The following is a 17,073-nucleotide window of genomic DNA, read 5'->3' on the forward strand; positions in this document are numbered from 1 at the left end:
TCTCTTGGTGTCTCGAAAGGATGGCCCGATCGGACCATCCCGGGTGGGATGTCAGCCGCGCTCCGGCCCCGTGGGCTTGGATCGACCGGCCTTGGGGGTGTTGGCGTCCTTCTTCTGACGCCGGCCCTCGGCCTCGACCCGGGGATCGCCGGTGAGCTTGCCGAGGGCTTCCTTGACCGAACCCTTGAGGTGTTCGGCGGAAGTGGAATTCTTGTCTTCGGCCACGGTCACTCCGTATCGTTCGAGAAAACCCTGAACCGAGACTGAGATGATCACCCTGTCTCTATCTTCAATGATCATTTTATACTAATAAGTAGTTATTTTGTTCCCGATACATGTGAGGGAAATCCGTTTTCACGCCCCCAGACGACGGCTTCGCTGCGTTTATGGACGCCGATCTTGCGGTAGAGCGCAGCGCCGTGATTGCGCACCGTGTTGCGCGACAGGTCGAGCTTGCGCGCGATGGCCGCGTCGTCGAACCCGGCACAGATCAGGTTCAGGATCTGCCGCTCACGCGCCGTCAGGTTGATGGTGGCGGCGTCGGAGGTCCCCACGTTCGGCCTGCGCAGGTTGGCGAGCTTCTCGATCAGCCCACGGCTGAACCAGGACGTGTCGGCCATCACCGTCTCGATGGCGTCGAACAGCTCGCGCTCGGTGTGCTTGCGGTCGGTGATGTCCTGCATCACCAGCAGCGCGAACGCGTCGTGGTCGATCTCGATGCGCTCGGCCGAGACGAGGCAATCGAGGCTCGCCCCGCTTCCGTGGCGGAGGCAGACCTCCGCACCGAGGAGATAGCCCGTCCGCTCCAGCGCCGCCTCGAAGTCGGTCCGCTGCCGGTCGCTCAGCCACAAACCAGCCTCGTCCAGGCTGCGACCGACGATGTCGTCCTGGCTCAGGCCGAACACGCGGGTGAACGCTTCGTTGACCCCCGTGACCCGGAACCCGTCGGCCCGCGCCAGTACGGTCGGGACGGGGGTGAGGCGGAACGCCTTCGCGAAGCGGGACTCGCTCTGGCGCAGCGCGATCTCCGCCTTCCGCCGCAATTCGAGGTCGGCGAAGGTGAAAAGCATGCAGGGCTCGTCGCCCATCTCGATCGGCTGGCCCGCCACGATCACGAAGCGGCTGCCCCCGTCGGGCAGGCGCAGGCAGGCTTCCATCTGCGGGATGGTGCCGCCTTCCTTGAGGCGCGTGATGGCGAGGTCGCGGTTGCGCGCCTCCGCCAGCACGTCGACCTCGTAGGCGGTCCGGCCGATCACGGCATCGCGGGTGAAGCCGGTCATCTCGAGGAAGCCGGTATTCACCTTGACGTGGCGCAGATCCGACAGGCGCGTGATGACCGCCGGGGCCGGATTCGCATTGAAGGTCGTCTCGAACCGCTCCTCGGCCTCGAACTGATCGGTGACGTCCTTCAGAATCAGCGCGAGACAGCTCGGTTTGCCCTCACGGTCCGTGGCCACGAGGCTGCGCAGGGAATGGACGAAATCCTGCTCGGGCCGGTCGGTGCGCCGGACCTCGACGACGACGTCGTGGAACCGCTCGCCCGCCACGACCCGCTCGATCGGGTACTGGTTTGGGGTGACGTGGTTGCGGTAGCGCAGGCGGAAGCGCTCGCGGTACGCATCGACCGTGGGTCCGAGTTCGTCCAGGCTGCCGGCGCCGTGCATCGCGAGCGCGGCCTCGTTGGCGTAGGCGATGGTCTGGTCGGGTTCGACCAGGATCACGCCTTCGCTGAGGCCGGCGATGATCTGCCGGAGTTCGTGCCTGTCGACGCCCGCCGTCACGACCCGCATCGTCCTTTTCTATCGCCTCGGCCCGATCGGCAGCGACGCAAGAACAGATTGCGCGCAAGCTGGTTCCAAAATTTATGTTAAGATCCTGGTATACGCGTATCATTGAACTCGGGACCGGCGACCAAAGATTGATGCTCGACGAGGCCCACGTGACCGGCGAACGGTCCTGGGTGCCGACATCCAAGCGATGGTGAGTTCAATCGCGTGACCCATGTTGCCGAAGAATTCCGCGTGCCCGCCGCTCACGGAGCGGTGATCTCGATCGCGAGCGGCGGGCTCGGACGAGAACTACGGGATTATTACCCAGAAGTTGAATCCCTCGATGATGGATCGCCTCTGTCCGAGGCAGTGCTGCGCCTGTCCGAGGCGCTGGATGCAGCCGAAGCGCGATCGGGACGCGGCTTCGCGGCCGATCTGATCGCCGTCTTGCCCGACCTGCGCCGCTACGCGCTGTCGCTGAGCCGCAACGCCACCGAGAGCGACGACCTCGTCCAGTACACATTGCTCAAGGCCTGGGAGCACCGCACCAGCTTCAGCCCCGGAACCCGTCTGAAGGCGTGGCTCTTCACGATTCTGCGCAACGGCCATCTCAACGGGCGGATGAAGCATCGCCGCGAAGTGCCGGACCCGGAGGGCACGTACGCGGCCGGTCTGTCGAGCCTGGCCAATCAGGAGCACCGGCTCGACGTACGGGACGTCCAGGCGGCGCTCGACCGTCTCGAGCCCGCCCAGCGCGAAGCGCTGCTCCTCGTCGCGATCAAGGACCTTTCCTACGAGGCTGCCGCCGAGCGGATCGGTTGCCCGGCTGGGACGGTGAAGAGCCGGGTCAGCCGCGCGCGGAACAGGCTCGCCGTCGAGCTCGGAGAAGCCTGACCGATGCAGCCGGACGCAACGCCGGCACGCGCGTCTTTAGATGAGACCGACGATCCCCACACCACGAAACGGAGGTGCCACGATGAGAAGCCGTTACCGTCTCTCCGGCATCCTGCGCGCAGCCTGTCCGGCTCTGGCGCAGTCGCCCGAGGCGGTCACGGGCATACCGGCCACCCGGAACGACAACCTGAAGGCGAGGTTCGTCGCTCAACGCCCCGGGACGCCGCATCTGTCGCGCAAGGACGGCCGCATGCGCGATGCCGTGATCGATACCGACACGGATCAACGCTGAGCCGTCCCCGGAGCCCGTCGACCTCGGCTCGGAGCCGACCGACGCAGAGTCGGCGGCCGTGGGAACGGGCCCCCGCCGCAACCGTACCGGCGCGGATCCCGAGGACCATCACGAAAGTCAAAATGATCATCATCGGCTCGACCTCGAAGGGTGCGGCGAGCGGCTTTGCCGGCATCCCGATCGGCTTTGCCCTCGTGCTGATCCACCTCGTCTCGATCCCGGTGACCAATACCTCGGTGAACCCGGCCCGCTCGACCGGCGTCGCGCTGTTCGCCGGCGGTGAGTACGTGGCGCAGCTCTGGCTGTTCTGGCTCGCGCCCGTTGCCGGGGCCATGATCGCGGGTGCCCTGGCCAAGTGGCTCTACGAGGACACCAAGATCGTCGACACCGTCGTGGTCGAGCGGCGCGCCGCCTGAGAGCAGGATTCGGGATGGTAGGAAGGCCGGGCGCAGCCATCGTTCTGGATGCGCCCGGCCCGCCGCTGATCCGCTTCCGGACTGGGGCCCGGTCCAAGCCGCGGACCGGCCCGATTCCTGCCCGATACGGATGCCGGCGATGATGAAAGCCCGTGCCTCCCAGACCAGCGCGCATCGCAAACGGGTCTTGGAACAGGCGGGGCCGGCACCAACGCGGTCGACATCGAAACGGGGCCCCCTCCCCTCTCTTTCATTCACGGCTCAGTCCGGAAGGATGGGACGGATGGCGCCCACCGTGACCCTCGATCTCCGCGGCGCTCCGCAGGCCAAGAATCCACGCGCTGTACGGTCTATCCGGGTCGATGAAGCGCACGATTCTGGGTCGCGACATCGAAGCGTCGCGCGCCGTGGGGACATCCGCGTCCAGAGATGAGCTGTCTGCGCGTCTGCAGGCATCGCCGGCCTACCGGATCAAATCTCAAGCCGGCATGACGAAAGCCCCGGCCGCCTGTGAGCGACCGGGGCCGGAGTTCAGACGATCCTTCGCCTGTTACGGGCAGGGATGACGGAAGCCGTCATAGCCGAGATAGGTGCCCGAGGCCGGGTCGTAGGAGGCATAGCGCGACGCGCAGTAGGCCGAACCGCGCACAACCACCGGACGGGCGTAGACGACCGGCGCGGGGGTCTCGTAGACGGCTACGGGCCGCGCCGCGCTGTTTGCTGCTGCCGAACCGATCACGGTGCCGGCCGCAAAGCCGAGAAGGCCTGCGCCGACCGCGGCGCCGACACCCGGGCCTCGGCGGTAGCCGTAGCCATAGCCGCCGCGCCATCCAGCAAATCCGCCACGGTGCCAGCCGCCACGGTGCCAGCCGCCGTAGCCGGGGCGAAACTGGGAGTAGGACACCGGAAGGGTTCCGGCCCGGAGCGCATCCATGGCCTTGCCGGCAGGGGCTGTCTCGGCTGCCTGGGCAGCGGGGGCAGCGAGGCTGGCCAGAACGGCCAGCGTGACGACGCCGATCTTCATCCTCATCGAGTGGCTCTCCATCGTTTGGGCGCAGATGCCTGTGTCGGCATCCACATGAACGCTACGAACAATAGAGCGCCGCCACCGTTCCTGGGTTTGCGATACGTTTTGGTTTCCATCTGTGTCTAAATCGATAGCGGCCTGCCGCGTCACACTATCCCGCCCGTTTTATCAGGCCTCAATACGCCATCAATCTGCGCAAAGACGCATCTTCTGTCGCTCTCAACCCAGGTCCTACGCGGCTGCCGACCATTCTGCCTCACCGGTATGGCTGAACTGCCAGTCAGGACTGTCTCAATACGTTCACCCTTGTACGGACCTGACTTGGCCCGAGGTCGTGGAATAGCACCGCCGCATCGCGATCCGCCGCACACGCAAGGCATCCTCAGCCTCGTGCGCCGGTCGATCAGGCCGACCCATGCGATCCCCCCGACGCGACTGTGTTTACCGGCTCCGACACGCGTTGAGCCCCGCAAACGGCCAGGTGGACTGCATTGCAAGTGCGTCGGCCTCCGGCAGCGTCAGGCCAGGCACCTCCGCGCCGTCGTTCAAGCAACATTCATTTTGGAAAAGAGGACGGCAGCCAGTCGATGTCCTTTCGAAAGACAGAGCACACCAATCGAAAGTATGTGAAGTCATAAAAATATGCCCAGACCCCTCTTCCTAAGAGAACGTGAGCACTTACATCGCAGTCGCGGCGATGATGCCGCCGAGGAACGATCACGATGATGAAGCGTGTCGCCATGGCCGCTGTTGCGGCGAGTGCCCTCCTGGCCGCCGGTCAGGCTGCCGAGGCGAAGGGTTGCATCAAGGGTGCCATCGTCGGCGGCATCGCCGGGCACTATGCTGGGCATGGTGTGCTCGGCGCAGTGGGTGGTTGCGCCGCCGGTCGTGCCCTCGCCAAACGTCAGGCCGAGCGTCGGCAGGTCGCACCGCCGGTCAACACGGGCAGTGCAGTCCGCCCCAGCCGGGGCGCCGGCGGATACGTGAGCTACTGACGCGACGGTGGCGCCGCGCGGATGCGGGCGCCACCTCCGCCACCGGGGGACGGCGTCCCCGGTGGCGGGATCCTGGATGTTGTGATCAGAGGGGATTGGGCGGCGCGTCGGCCGACCACGCGGGCCTGCCTTCGGGCAAACGGCCACATGGCGGGCAGCTCGACGCGCCCGATCTACGGGTCTCCCTTCCGCATCGCGCCCCACGGTTCCCATGGCCCACATCCTCGTCATCGGTGCCAGCCAGGGCATAGGCTTGGAGACCGTGAAGGCGGCCCTGTGCGCAGGGCATCGCGTCCGGGCCTTTGCCCGCTCCGCGAACAGGATGGAGCAATCGGCCCCGAACCTGGAGCGCTTTCCTGGGGACGCCTTGAACCGGCATGACGTCGAGGTGGCGCTCGATGGCGTCGATGTGGTGGTCCAGGCGCTCGGCGTCCCCGCGCGGGACTTGCTCGGGTCGGTCCGGCTGTTCTCGGATGCGACCGGCATCCTCGTGCCCGCCATGGAGAAGGCCGGTGTCCGGCGACTGATCGCCGTCACCGGTTTCGGCGCGGGCGACAGCCGCGACGCGATCAGCCCGTTGCAGCGCCTGCCCTTCCGGCTGGTCTTCGGACGTGCCTACGACGACAAGGATGCCCAGGAGATGCGCATCCGCCGCAGCACACTGGACTGGACGCTGGTCCGCCCCGGGGTGCTGACGGGCGGACAGGCGACCGGGCGGTACCGTGTCCTCGAAGACCCTGCGTCGTGGCGAAACGGGCTGATTGCGCGGGCCGACGTCGCGCATTTCATCGTCGAACACGTCGAAGATGCGCGCCAGGCCGGCAAGGCCGTCGTTCTGATCGAGCGGGCCCTCCCCTTCTGAGGCCGGTCGGTCGCGGCGATCGCGTTGTCGGCCGGCAGCATCAGACCCCAGCGCGAGTGCCGAGCTGCGTAGAGGCCGTCCGAGGCGTCTGCCAAGGCATCCGAACGGCTGAGGCCGACCTTGCAGGCGCGGGGCCGCATGCCTAATATGACCATAGTGGTCACGGTGCCGTCTCATGCAGGAAATCCAACTTCGCGATGCCAAGGCTACGCTCTCGGCGGTGATCGATCAGGCCAAGCAGGGCGAACCGTCGATCATCACGCGCCATGGCCGGCCCGAGGCCGTGCTGCTGAGCTTCGCCGAGTGGCAGAGGCTGTCGCAGGTCCCGTCCCTCGGCAGGCTCCTCATGGCGGCGCCCATCACGGACGACGACCTCCCCTCCCCTTCCGGTGGCCTGAGAAGCGCCGAGCTGTGACGCCGTGTATCTGGTCGATACCAACGTCCTGTCGGCCGGCGCGCCGACCAAGGCTGTTCCTGCCGTCGAACTGATCGACTGGATGGACCGCAACAGCGCCGACCTCCACCTGTCCGTGGTGACCATCGCGGAGATCGAGGATGGCATCGCGAAAAGTCGCAGGGATGGTGCTGCGCGGAAGGCGGAGCGCCTCTCCGAGTGGCTGGAGGTCATCCTGCACCTGTATGCGGCAAAGATTCTGCCCGTCGACATTCCGGTCGCTCGGCATATCGGGAGGTTGTCCGACGCGGCGCGTGGACAGGGGCACGCGCCCGGCTTTGCCGATCTTGCGATTGCCGCCACGGCTCAACACCATGGTTGGACAGTCCTCACCCGGAATGTCCGACATTTCACGCCGCTCGGCGTCGCTGCGCATGATCCGTTCGACACCGTGCCGCCGGATACGCGCTCGTCGAGCTTTCCAACGCGCCGGCTATGATCCGCGGTCCCGCAGCAATCGGTTTCGACCCGACACGCGACAGCTGCCGCTGACGGTTGCGCCGCTGGAAGGTTCTTCGCCCGGATCCCGCAGGATCCGCTCGCACCCCAAAATGGACTGCTCCCACGCCCGCATCCGTTCGCGTGCGCCGCCCCCACACCGAATTGACGAGGTCGGAGCGGAAAACCAGCCGGTGGACGAGGGCGCGCTGCCGCTCCTCCATTGGTGTCAGCATCGGCTTGGCCTCGGTTCGCAGTTGCGGCGACCGCACTCCCCCTTTTGCGCCGCGACGGCACCTATGGATGTGGACATGGCTCGCATCGCCGTCTCTGCGGTGCTCGATCGTGCGGGCATGGCGCCGGCCCGCGAAAAGTGCGGGCCGTTGCCCACCAGAGCACCCTCCCCGCGCTGTTGGATTCGCGCGAGCCGGCCACAGGATCCTCAGGGTCGACACGGATCCGTGGGCTTCCTGCTCTCTTCCGGAGGCGAGGATGAGTTCCATGGTCTCATCCTCGCCTCCGGCGATCGCCAATCGCACGAGCGGGTGGGTGAGGGCAGATCCGGGTCCTGATTCTACGCGGGACCATCTCATTGCCGCTCCGCCGGCGAGCCGAGCTTCGCCCTGTTTAGAGCTTGCAGCACCGGGCCGAGGCTGTATCGGCCCGCTTTTTTGCGCTCCACGAGCGAGCGGAGATAGCCCCCCGGACTGTTGATCCGCTCGACCCTCTGCAGGATCGCCGCAACCGTGATGGCCGCGACGTCCGCGCCCATTTCAGACCGCGCTTCCCGCCACGCATGGGGGCTGATGCCCATGGCTGCCCGGGCAAGGTCAGCCACCGAAATGAGCTCGTTCCAGGTTCGGATCTCACCGCGTGCGTAGGCTTGGATATCCGGGCAGGCGTCGAGCACGAACCCGAGCGGGTAGGTCGCTCGAACCGTCGCGGCATCGACCGCCAGACGGTCGATGCCCGGACCCGCCGCTACGGCCGCCTTCTTCTCTTCCACGATGGCATTTTCATTATCAGCAGACTCGGGATTTGAACTCTGAACGTGCCGCTCATTCTGCGCGGCACTGCCGCTTGATTCTGCTGTTTCCCAATGTGCCGACAGCAGCTTACTCAGATCGGCCCGCAGGTGATTCAAACCTGCCGCTGCCGCCAGTAAAGCGTCGGCGGACGGCGATCTCGGAAGGCTATCGAGAATGCCGCGGTAACGGCTGCGGAGCGGCTCGGCCGATGTTGTGCCACCTTCGATCTCTTCCAGAGCCAGGATCAGCTTCGCGCAGTCGCGACGCAGGAGGGTCACCTGCTCACGGGCGACGCGAAGCGTTCGTGCAGCCTCTCGGACCGTTTCGGCAAGGGCTGCGAACTCACCGGCGCGGGCAACCAACGGCGACAGGTCGAACCCGAAGGCCTGGGTGACAGCCCCGGTCTGGCCGCGTCGGACGTAGCGCTTCCCGTTCGGGCTGTCGCGCCGGATCACGATGCCGGCTTCCACCAAAGCGGCGAGGTGCCGACGAAGGCTTGCTTCCGCCATGCCGTGCGCTCGCAGAGCCAGCGCCGTGTTCGAGGGAAACACGACGAGTTCGCACCCCTCCCCGGGGCTCAACGTCGTTTCTGGATGGAAGGTCAACAAGGCATCCAACACCGCGAGGGCGCGGTCGGAGAGTCCAAGCGCCGAGCGTGCGGCGGCGAGATCGCGGAAGACGGACCACTTGTTCACGGTGGTCTCGTTTGGACAGCCGGCCGCCTGCGCCTGCGCGTGGAATTGCGCAGCCGTCAGCGGTCGCCGCCCGAAGGGCGTCGTGATGTGCAGGCTCATGGTGTGGCCGAGCACCGGGCAAAGTTCGGACGTTCGCCGAATCGACGTCAAAGTGCTTGACGATGTGCCGGGAGATGTGATTCTCTACGCTTGCTTAGGACGAGAGAGGGTCTTCCGGACGCGGTTCGGGGGGCCCTTTCTTTTTGCGGTGTTCTCGTCTCCTTTCGTTCGTGTGACGGGTCGGGTTAGCCCTTGCTCTGCCGATAGGCCGCAAGGATCTCGGGAAGCCGGTCGAGGACGTAGTCCGCCAAACCAGGCTCAATCTTTTCGTCGAAGGCGAGCGCGACGCGGTCGGCTGAACGCTCGACCCGGGCCAGCCTTCGACCGTGTTCGTCTTTCCAGACCTGGGCCTTCGGCCTGCGCTCCTGTTTCGGCGCCACGGCAGCGAAGATCGCTGCAAACCGCTCGTCCGTGTTCTTGGCTTGGAACGCCGGATCACCCAGGATCTCAGTCAGGGCAGGGCGGCTCGCATCCTTCACGCGCTCGGCCAGGAGCATCCAGCGCGGACGGCCCGCCGCTGGAGCAGGACCGATCGCCGCGAGGATGTCCTCCGGAACGCTTCGCGCCACAGAGATCAGGGTCGAGAGGTCGCCCTTCCCCACCCCCATGGCCGCGGTGATCGTCTCGCGCGGAAATCCGTGTGCCTCCAGACGCAGCGCGAAGAACGCGCGCTCGATGTAGCTGAGGTCGCGCCGCTCGAGGTTCTCCTTGCCTTGGGCAATGACAAGCTCGGCATCGGTGAGCGGCCGCACCACCGCGCGCACAGGTCGCTCGAGGAGCTGGGCCGCGCGTGTCCGTCGTCGGCCGAACGCGATCTGATAGCGACCGGCCGCCGTCGGGTGAGGGCGGACCAGCACCGGCACCTGCTGGCCACTTTCCCGGATACTCTCGACGAGCGAGTCGAGGCTGGCGTCGTTCGCGTCGGCAACCCGGTCGGCAATGAAGGAGGCGTCGATGAGCTTAGGGTCGAGGTCGATAACGGCCGAACCCTGCTCCAGAGCGGCGGCGGCATCCGCCTTCGCGGCCAACCCGCGAAGGGTATTGCTCATTGCGCCGATGGCGCCGCTCCGACGACGTTCCGGTGCTGGGGTTGGGGGAGGGGGGTTTGCAGGTGCAAACTCATCGTTCGACTCGACCGGGTTTGCATCTGCAAACTGCTCCGGGCTCGACACCGGTTTAGGCGTCGCTCGAGAGCCGAAGAGCGCGTCGAGGTTCGAACGCCGACTCATGACCGGCCCCACGCCAGTCGGATCAGACCCTCGATCTCGCTATTGACGGCATCCAACGCCTCGAGTGCCCGATCGTAGGTCGAGCGGGTGATTCCCTCTCGGCCGATCTCGTAGAGGGTCTGCTTCGACAGCCCCGCATCGGACACCGCCGAGGATTTCAGCATCGGCGCGGTCAGCACCGCGTCCTCGAACAGCGTGCGCAGCATTCCGACGATGCGCGTCTGCGGGGCGTCGTGCTGTTCGTAGCGGGTGATGAGGTAGCGCAGCCAATCGTATTGCAGCCGCCCGCCATGCTCGGTGACGACGCCGAGCAGATCCTCCGTCATGGCCAGGAACTGGCTCATCGAAGCGACGTCGAGCATCTGCGGATGCACGGTCACCAGAAGCGCCGAAGCCGCACAGAGGGCCGATAGCGTGAGGTAGCCCAGCTGCGGCGGACAATCGATCACGACCACGTCGTACTGGCTCTGGACCGATTCCAGCGCGTGCGCGATGCGATCGAAGAACAGCGGTTCGCCGGGACGGCGTTCGCTCAGCGCGCGCGGGGTCTCGTGCTCGAACTCCATGAGTTCGAGGTTGGCGGGCACGAGGTCCAGTCCTGTGAAGTAGGTTCGGCGAATGATCGCTTCGAGGGGACGCCGTTCCGCGTCGTAGCGGATGGCGCCGTAGAGCGTCTCGTTCTCGCCCACCTCCAGTTCCGGCTGGACGCCGAGCAGGGCCGACATGCTGGCCTGTGGATCGAGGTCGAGCGCAAGAACCCGGTAACCTTTTAGGACCAGATGTTGAGCAAGATGCGTCGTTGTGGTCGTCTTGCCGGAGCCGCCCTTGAAGTTCGCGATGGCGATGACCTGGAGGTGCTCGTTCTCGCCTCGAATGGGCTGATAGCGACGACCGCCACGTGTTTTCTCGTCGAGATAGACGCGAAGCCCATGGATATCGGCGAGACTGTAGGAGCGACGTCCAGTCGATGACACGTCGGGTTGCGGACCATGCCCCTCGGATGCGAGTTGCTGGATGCGCGACACGGTCACACCAACGATGCGGGCGACCTCGGTGGAGGTGAAACGGCGCAGCGACTTCGCCGAGCTGGGCGGAAAGAGCCCGGAGGAAATGGCCTGGAGCTGTTCGCGCAGGACCGCGGCGTGATCACCGATCATCGCGGCTGGCGATACGGGGGGAGGGGGCGCAACCGTGTGAGCCCCCGTATACTGGTTCATCCTCTCAGGCCTCGCTTGCAGAAAAAGCGCCAAAATAGCGGACAAACTGCAACTGACTGCAGACAGTCACGATTCGCAAGCTTGAGTCGAGTCCCAAATGGCGACTCGGCAAGCCCGGCCGGAGATTGGGTTGTGGGCGAATCGGTTTGATGGTGTTTGGCCCGCCGGTCGATCGGTGACTATCCGATCTGTCGGAGCAGCGTTTCACCGCCAAAAAGCGTGTTCCAGCGCCGGATAAAGACGTCTCAACCGCCGAAATGCGCGAAGACGCCATTCCACGCAGCTGCAAGTGCGACGCACGGCGGCAACGACGCACGCACTGCATCGACTTCGCGATCGACATGCTGCGCGGCTGGCGACGTTCCACGATCCCGTACCAGGGCTTGCCAGAAACGCTGGCACCAGATGCGCGGTGGACGCTCACGAAGGGGCGCTTCGTCCGCGACAGGGCCCCCCTTTTGTCGAGCTGATACGCGACACAGCGCGACGGTCATCCAAACTCTGACCCGAGGTGTCGCGGCGGAGCGCCAACCGCGGAGAAGGGCTCTCTTGCAACGTGCGGACGCGCAGAAAAATCGGATTGGGTCGGCGCTTGGAAAGCGGGGTGAAACAGGCTCTGAGTCGCTCCTCTCCATAAGGAGACGGAGACTTCAGGGAGCGGACCATGGCAGATCTTTCGGGCAAGACGGTCCTGATCACGGCGGCCGGGCAGGGGATCGGACGGGCGAGCGCGCTCGCCTTCGCGGCCAGCGGCGCTCGGGTCCACGCCACCGACATCAACGCGGACGCCCTTGCCGAACTGCGCGCCGATGGCCTCAGCACCGCAACCCTCGACGTGCGCGACGCGGCCGCCATCGCGGCCCTGGTCGAGCGGATCGGTCGGATCGACGTGCTGTTCAATTGCGCCGGCGTGGTCCATGGCGGGACCATCCTGGAGATGCCCGATGCGGATCTCGACTTCGCCTTCGACCTCAACGTCAAGGCGATGATCCGCACGATCCGCGCCGTGCTGCCCGGCATGCTCGAACGACGCGACGGCGCCATCCTCAACATGGCCTCGGTGGCGTCCTCGGTGAAAGGGGTGCCGAACCGCTTTGCCTACGGAGTCACCAAGGCGGCGGTGATCGGGCTGACCAAGGCGGTGGCGGCCGATTACGTCGCTTACAACATCCGCTGCAACGCGATCTGCCCCGGCACCGTCGAGAGCCCATCACTGCAGGAGCGGATCCGGGCCCAGGGCGATTACGAGCAGACCCGGGCCGCGTTCATCGCCCGGCAGCCGATCGGGCGGCTGGGCACGCCGGAGGAGATCGCCGACCTCGCGGTCTACCTGGCCGGAGCGACCTACACCACCGGCCAAGCCCTCGCGATCGACGGGGGCTGGACGATCTGACGCCCTCGCGTTGAAACCGTGCCGGATCGGTCGGCCCTCCGGGACTTTCGCGTCGGAGCCGCTACGCCGCAGTCGAGGGAGGGCTACGTGAGGCCGATCCATCCCCTTCGGCCTCGGAACGCGCTCGCCCCCGGCGGCCCTTGCTTTCCCAGTGCCACGCCCGTGAGATAGGACGGCCGATCGCAGCACCCTCCGGTGAGCGGGCATTCAGCAAGGGTCAGGATACCATGGCGGCCAGGGACGAAGCGACGTGGCGCGTCGGCGTCCTGTTCTCGCGAAGCGGCGTCAGCGGCATCACCGAGACCGAGCATTTTCTCGGTACCGCGCTCGCCATCGAGGAGATCAACACCGCCGGCGGCGTCCTCGGACGCCCGATCGAGCCGATCTGCTACGATCCCGCCGGCGACACCGACGCCTATCGTGCCCTGGCCCGGCGCATGCTGGCAGAGGATGGGGCCGAGGTGGTGTTCGGATGCTCGCTCTCGGCGAGCCGCAAGTCGGTCCTGTCCACCGTCGAGCGGCACAACGGCCTGCTCTGGTACCCGTCGATCTACGAGGGCTTCGAGTATTCGGAGAACATTATCTACACCGGAGCAACCCTGAACCAGAATATCTTCGCGCTGTCTGACTATCTGTTGCAGAAACATGGCTCTCGGATCTTCATGATCGGCTCGGATTACATCTATCCCCGCGAGTCGAACAGGGTCATGCGCGACTTGATCGAGGCCAAGGGCGGGACCATCGTGGGCGAGCTTTATGCCCCGCTCGACGCCGACGAGGACGCGCACGGGGCGATGGTCTCCGAGATCCGGCGGGTCGCCCCGGACGCGGTGTTCTCCACCGTGGTCGGGCGCGGGGCCGAGCGGCTGTACCGCGCCTACGCGGATGCGGGGATCGACCGGGCGCGCTGCCCGATCGCGAGCCTGACCCTGGCCGAGGGGCAGATCCACGCGATCGGCCCGGAGCGTTGCTCCGGCCACGTCCTCGCCGCGCCATATTTCGCCGCCTTGCCCGGCGACGAGAACGGGCGGTTCGTCGCCGCCTTCGCGGCCCGGTTCGGGCCAGAGCGCCCCACCAGCATGTGGTCGGAGACCGCCTACGCGCAGGTGCATCTCTTCGCCCGGGCGCTGGCGGAGGCCGGCACGCTCGATGCCGCGCGGCTCGGCGCGGCGGCCCTGCGCCAGCGCTTCGCGGCGCCGGAGGGCGAGCTGGCCTTCGACGGTGAGACCCGGCACATCTGGCTCACCCCCGGCATCGGGGTCGCGCGCGCGGACGGGCAGTTCGACGTGGTCTGGCGGGGCCGCCGGCCGGTGCGGCCCGATCCCTACCTCGCGTGGTCGCGCTTCGAGACGAACTGGCTGGACGAGGGGATCGCCGCGGGAGCGCCCCCGCGCGCAGGATCCTGGATGACCTGCGGCGGGCGCGCGCCCTCGTCATCCACCCCCGCGACGAGGAGGGCGCGGCCCTGCTCGAGCAACTCCGCCGCCTCGGCTGCGCGGTCTCATTGGTCTGGCCGCCGCCCGCCGCGCTGCCGCCGGAGATCGACACCCTGTTCATCCAGCTCGACGACGCGCAGGTGATGCACCTCCTACCCTCGATCGAGGAGGCGGAGCCGGCCGTCATCGCCATCGTGGCCTACGAGAGCCCGACTTCCCTGAAGGCGATCGCCGATGTGAACGCCCACGGCGTGCTCAACAAGCCGCTCCATCCCCGCGGCGTGCTCACCCAGTTCGCCCTGGCGCGCTACCGACGCGGCTACGAGGGACGGCTGATCAGCAAGATCAACCGGCTGGAGGAGACCATGAAGGGCCGTCGCACCGTCGAGAAGGCGGTCCGGCTGCTGGTGGACCTGAACCGGATCGACGAGGACGCCGCCTACAAGATGCTCCGGGACCGGGCCACCGCCGCCCGCGTGCCGATGGCGAGCGTCGCCGAGAGCGTGGTGGCGGCCCACGAGGCGATGAGCGGTCTGGGACTGCGCATCGCGTTGGCGGACAAGACCTGATCGCAGCAGCCTGCTGCTTTTATGGTCTTGCGGTCCGGAATGTGACGCGTATCGTAGTCGAACCGGGCAAGGTTGCCCCGCAGCAGCTCTGCTGTACCACATCACGGCTTTGAAGCCTCTGGTTCGCGGATGATCCTCTCCGCGCCCAGGGGCTTTTTGCGTTTTGGAGCGTCCATGGTCCAAGCGAACGATCCCGCACGCCCGCCGATCCGGGTCTCCTGCATCCAGTTCGCGCCGCAATTCGGCGATGTCGCGGGCAACATGGCACGCGCGGCGGATCTCGTCCGTGCCGCCGCCGCCGAGGGCAGCCGGCTGATCGTCCTGCCGGAACTCGCCAGCACCGGCTACGTGTTCGAATCCCAGGCCGAGGCGCGATCCCTCGCCGAGCCGGTTCCGGACGGTCCGACCACCCGCGCCTGGGGGGCGCTCGCCGCGGATCTCGGCCTCCACATCGTGGCGGGAATCGCTGAAGTGGCGGGCGACACCCTCTACAACGCCGCCGTGATCGTCGGGCCGGAGGGCTACATCGGCACCTACCGCAAGGCGCATCTCTGGGACCAGGAGAACGTGTTCTTCGCCCGGGGCGATCTCGGCTTCCCGGTCTTCGAGACGGCGCTCGGCAAGGTCGGCGTGGCGATCTGCTACGACGGCTGGTTCCCCGAGACCTTCCGGCAGCTGGCGCTCGGCGGCGCCGAGATCGTCTGCATCCCGACCAACTGGGTGCCGATGCCCGACCAGCCCGCGGGCGAGGCCGCCATGGCCAACACCCTGCACCGGGCCGCCGCGCATTCGAACGGCCTCTTCATCGCCTGCGCCGACCGGGTCGGCGTGGAGCGCGGCCAGCCCTTCGAGGGCCAGAGCCTGATCATCGGGCCGAAGGGCTGGCCGCTCGCCGGCCCGGCGAGCCGCACGGAGACCGAAACCCTCTCGGCGCTGGTCGACCTCGACGCCGCCGGACGCAAAGACCTCAACACGTTCAACTCGCTGCTGCGCGACCGCCGAACCGACATCTACCGCTGAACCGCAGACCCGCGCCCCGTCCCCCCACAAGGAGTTCGTTCATGGTGAAATCGTCCCCCCTCGGCGTTACCACGCTGGCGCTCGGCGCCACGGCGCTGGCGTTCGCCGCAACGGCCGCACAGGCCGCCGACAGCAAGCCGATCGTCATCGGCATCCCGATCGGCCTGTCGGGCGCCAACAGCGTCGTGGCGCCCTCGGTGGTGCAGTCGGCCGAACTCGCGGTCGAGGAAATCAACGCCAAGGGCGGCGTGCTCGGCCGCAAACTCGCCCTGGAGGTCGCCGACGACGCCTCGGGGGCGGCGGGCGCCCAGAAGGCGTTCGACAGCCTGATCTACCAGAAGAAGGTCGACGTCCTGATCTCGATGGAGACGAGCGCGGCCCGCAACGCCGGCCTGCCCGCCGTCACCAAGGGGAAGGTGCCCTACATCTACACCTCGTTCTACGAGGGCCATTCCTGCAACAAGAACATGTTCGTGAACGCCTGGGTGCCGGAGCAGCAGGTTCCGCCGGTGGTGGATGCCTTCAAGGCGAAGGGCGCCAAGACCTACTTCCTGATCGGCAGCGATTACGCCTTCGGCCGCGGCATGCTGGGCTTCACCAAAAACTACGTCGAGAAGACCGGCGGTAAGGTTCTGGGCGAGGAATACCTGCCGATGGACGGCAGCGACTGGACGGCGATCATCTCCAAGCTGAAGGAAGCCAAGCCCGACGCGCTGATCACCTCGACGGCCGGCGGCGCGCCGAACGTCACGCTGACCAAGCAGCTGCGCGGCGCGGGCGTGGCGCTGCCCTTCGCCAATCTCGCGCTGGACGAGGGCACCGCCAAGAGCATGGGCGCCGATGCCGACGGCGTCTACCTCTCGGCCTCCTACGTCACCGGGATCGACAGCCCGGAGAACAAGACCTTCCTGGCGGCGATGCAGAAGAAGTTCGGTGCGGAACTGCGCACCCCGAACGACCTCTCGGTGCCGGAATACGAGGCGATCTACCTGTACAAGGCCGCCGTCGAGAAGGCGGGCGGGACCGAGACCGCCAAGGTGCTGGAGGCGCTGCCGACGGTGAGCGTCACCGGCCCGCGAGGCACGATCCGGATGAGCAAGCAGCACCACGCGCCGCTGACCATGTATCTCGGCCAGATCCAGAAGGACGGCACCGTGAAGGTCGCCGGCACCTTCAAGGACGTCGATCCCGGCGAGCAGTGCCCGAAGCTACCGTGAGGGGAGGGGGGCTGGGGGGATCC

At 66.8% G+C, this 17,073-nt stretch carries 16 protein-coding genes and 2 pseudogenes; 12 read left to right on the forward strand and 6 right to left on the reverse strand.

Annotated features, from left to right (window positions below; genetic code table 11):
- Positions 1-51: 51 nt before the first annotated feature.
- Together OXS27_RS28940 and OXS27_RS28945 are read right to left on the reverse strand one after the other, a co-directional pair.
- Positions 52-225 (reverse strand): CsbD family protein, encoded by a 174-nt coding sequence (locus tag OXS27_RS28940; protein WP_243918664.1) that lies wholly within the window; start codon positions 223-225, stop codon positions 52-54.
- Positions 226-317: 92 nt separating this feature from the next.
- Positions 318-1,781, reverse strand: coding sequence for a helix-turn-helix transcriptional regulator (locus tag OXS27_RS28945; protein ID WP_267360866.1), 1,464 nt, complete (start codon positions 1,779-1,781; stop codon positions 318-320).
- Positions 1,782-2,021: 240 nt separating this feature from the next.
- Here OXS27_RS28945 and OXS27_RS28950 point away from each other — a divergent pair, with 240 nt between their 5' ends.
- The 3 genes and pseudogenes from OXS27_RS28950 to OXS27_RS28960 all read left to right on the forward strand — a co-directional run.
- The gene (locus tag OXS27_RS28950; protein ID WP_267360846.1) at positions 2,022-2,663 is read left to right on the forward strand and encodes a sigma-70 family RNA polymerase sigma factor; all 642 of its coding nucleotides are present in this window, start codon (positions 2,022-2,024) and stop codon (positions 2,661-2,663) included.
- Positions 2,664-2,745: 82 nt separating this feature from the next.
- The gene (locus OXS27_RS28955; RefSeq protein ID WP_243918654.1) at positions 2,746-2,955 is read left to right on the forward strand and encodes a hypothetical protein; all 210 of its coding nucleotides are present in this window, start codon (positions 2,746-2,748) and stop codon (positions 2,953-2,955) included.
- Between the two features lie 125 nt (positions 2,956-3,080).
- Positions 3,081-3,371, forward strand: a pseudogene (locus tag OXS27_RS28960) (aquaporin); the annotation flags it as partial.
- 550 nt (positions 3,372-3,921) lie between these two features.
- Here the strand turns inward: OXS27_RS28960 and OXS27_RS28965 are convergent.
- Complete coding sequence (locus OXS27_RS28965; RefSeq protein ID WP_267360868.1) at positions 3,922-4,395, reverse strand: BA14K family protein; 474 nt, start codon at positions 4,393-4,395, stop codon at positions 3,922-3,924.
- A 728-nt stretch (positions 4,396-5,123) separates the two neighbouring features.
- Between OXS27_RS28965 and OXS27_RS28970 the strand changes: the two genes are divergently transcribed.
- The 4 genes from OXS27_RS28970 to OXS27_RS28985 all read left to right on the forward strand — a co-directional run bounded on the left by OXS27_RS28970 (position 5,124) and on the right by OXS27_RS28985 (position 7,148).
- Positions 5,124-5,393 (forward strand): hypothetical protein, encoded by a 270-nt coding sequence (locus tag OXS27_RS28970; RefSeq protein WP_243918668.1) that lies wholly within the window; start codon positions 5,124-5,126, stop codon positions 5,391-5,393.
- A gap of 211 nt (positions 5,394-5,604) precedes the next feature.
- Positions 5,605-6,255, forward strand: a complete 651-nt coding sequence (locus OXS27_RS28975) for an SDR family NAD(P)-dependent oxidoreductase (protein ID WP_267360849.1) — start codon at positions 5,605-5,607, stop codon at positions 6,253-6,255.
- 175 nt (positions 6,256-6,430) lie between these two features.
- A complete protein-coding gene (locus OXS27_RS28980; protein WP_267360851.1) occupies positions 6,431-6,670 on the forward strand; it encodes a type II toxin-antitoxin system Phd/YefM family antitoxin in 240 nt (79 codons plus the stop codon).
- A gap of 4 nt (positions 6,671-6,674) precedes the next feature.
- Complete coding sequence (locus OXS27_RS28985) at positions 6,675-7,148, forward strand: type II toxin-antitoxin system VapC family toxin (RefSeq protein ID WP_267360853.1); 474 nt, start codon at positions 6,675-6,677, stop codon at positions 7,146-7,148.
- 588 nt (positions 7,149-7,736) lie between these two features.
- On the opposite strand, the gene repC is transcribed toward OXS27_RS28985, so the two are convergent.
- From repC to repA, 3 genes are all read right to left on the reverse strand, one after another.
- Entirely contained in the window at positions 7,737-8,969 is a 1,233-nt protein-coding gene (gene repC / locus OXS27_RS28990; RefSeq protein ID WP_267360855.1) for a plasmid replication protein RepC, read from the reverse strand.
- Between the two features lie 185 nt (positions 8,970-9,154).
- Entirely contained in the window at positions 9,155-10,198 is a 1,044-nt protein-coding gene (gene repB, locus OXS27_RS28995; protein ID WP_267360857.1) for a plasmid partitioning protein RepB, read from the reverse strand.
- The gene (gene repA / locus OXS27_RS29000; RefSeq protein ID WP_243916906.1) at positions 10,195-11,355 is read right to left on the reverse strand and encodes a plasmid partitioning protein RepA; all 1,161 of its coding nucleotides are present in this window, start codon (positions 11,353-11,355) and stop codon (positions 10,195-10,197) included. The genes repB and repA overlap by 4 nt, the downstream gene beginning before the upstream one ends.
- Before the next feature lie 724 nt (positions 11,356-12,079).
- Here repA and OXS27_RS29005 point away from each other — a divergent pair.
- The 5 genes and pseudogenes from OXS27_RS29005 to OXS27_RS29025 all read left to right on the forward strand — a co-directional run bounded on the left by OXS27_RS29005 (position 12,080) and on the right by OXS27_RS29025 (position 17,050).
- On the forward strand, positions 12,080-12,808 hold the full coding sequence (locus tag OXS27_RS29005) for an SDR family oxidoreductase (RefSeq protein ID WP_267360860.1): 729 nt from the start codon (positions 12,080-12,082) through the stop codon (positions 12,806-12,808).
- A 227-nt stretch (positions 12,809-13,035) separates the two neighbouring features.
- Positions 13,036-14,187 (forward strand): annotated as a pseudogene (locus tag OXS27_RS29010) (transporter substrate-binding domain-containing protein); the annotation flags it as partial.
- Positions 14,163-14,813: an ANTAR domain-containing protein gene (locus tag OXS27_RS29015; RefSeq protein ID WP_267360870.1), complete on the forward strand. Its 651-nt coding sequence runs from the start codon at positions 14,163-14,165 to the stop codon at positions 14,811-14,813. The pseudogene OXS27_RS29010 and the gene OXS27_RS29015, both read left to right, overlap by 25 nt.
- Before the next feature lie 174 nt (positions 14,814-14,987).
- On the forward strand, positions 14,988-15,833 hold the full coding sequence (locus tag OXS27_RS29020; RefSeq protein WP_267360862.1) for a nitrilase family protein: 846 nt from the start codon (positions 14,988-14,990) through the stop codon (positions 15,831-15,833).
- 41 nt (positions 15,834-15,874) lie between these two features.
- Positions 15,875-17,050, forward strand: coding sequence for a substrate-binding protein (locus OXS27_RS29025; protein WP_267360864.1), 1,176 nt, complete (start codon positions 15,875-15,877; stop codon positions 17,048-17,050).
- The last annotated feature ends 23 nt before the right edge of the window (positions 17,051-17,073 follow it).

The sequence above is a fragment of the Methylobacterium sp. GC_Met_3 genome (assembly GCF_026540775.1).
Taxonomy (GTDB): Bacteria; Pseudomonadota; Alphaproteobacteria; order Rhizobiales; family Beijerinckiaceae; genus Methylobacterium.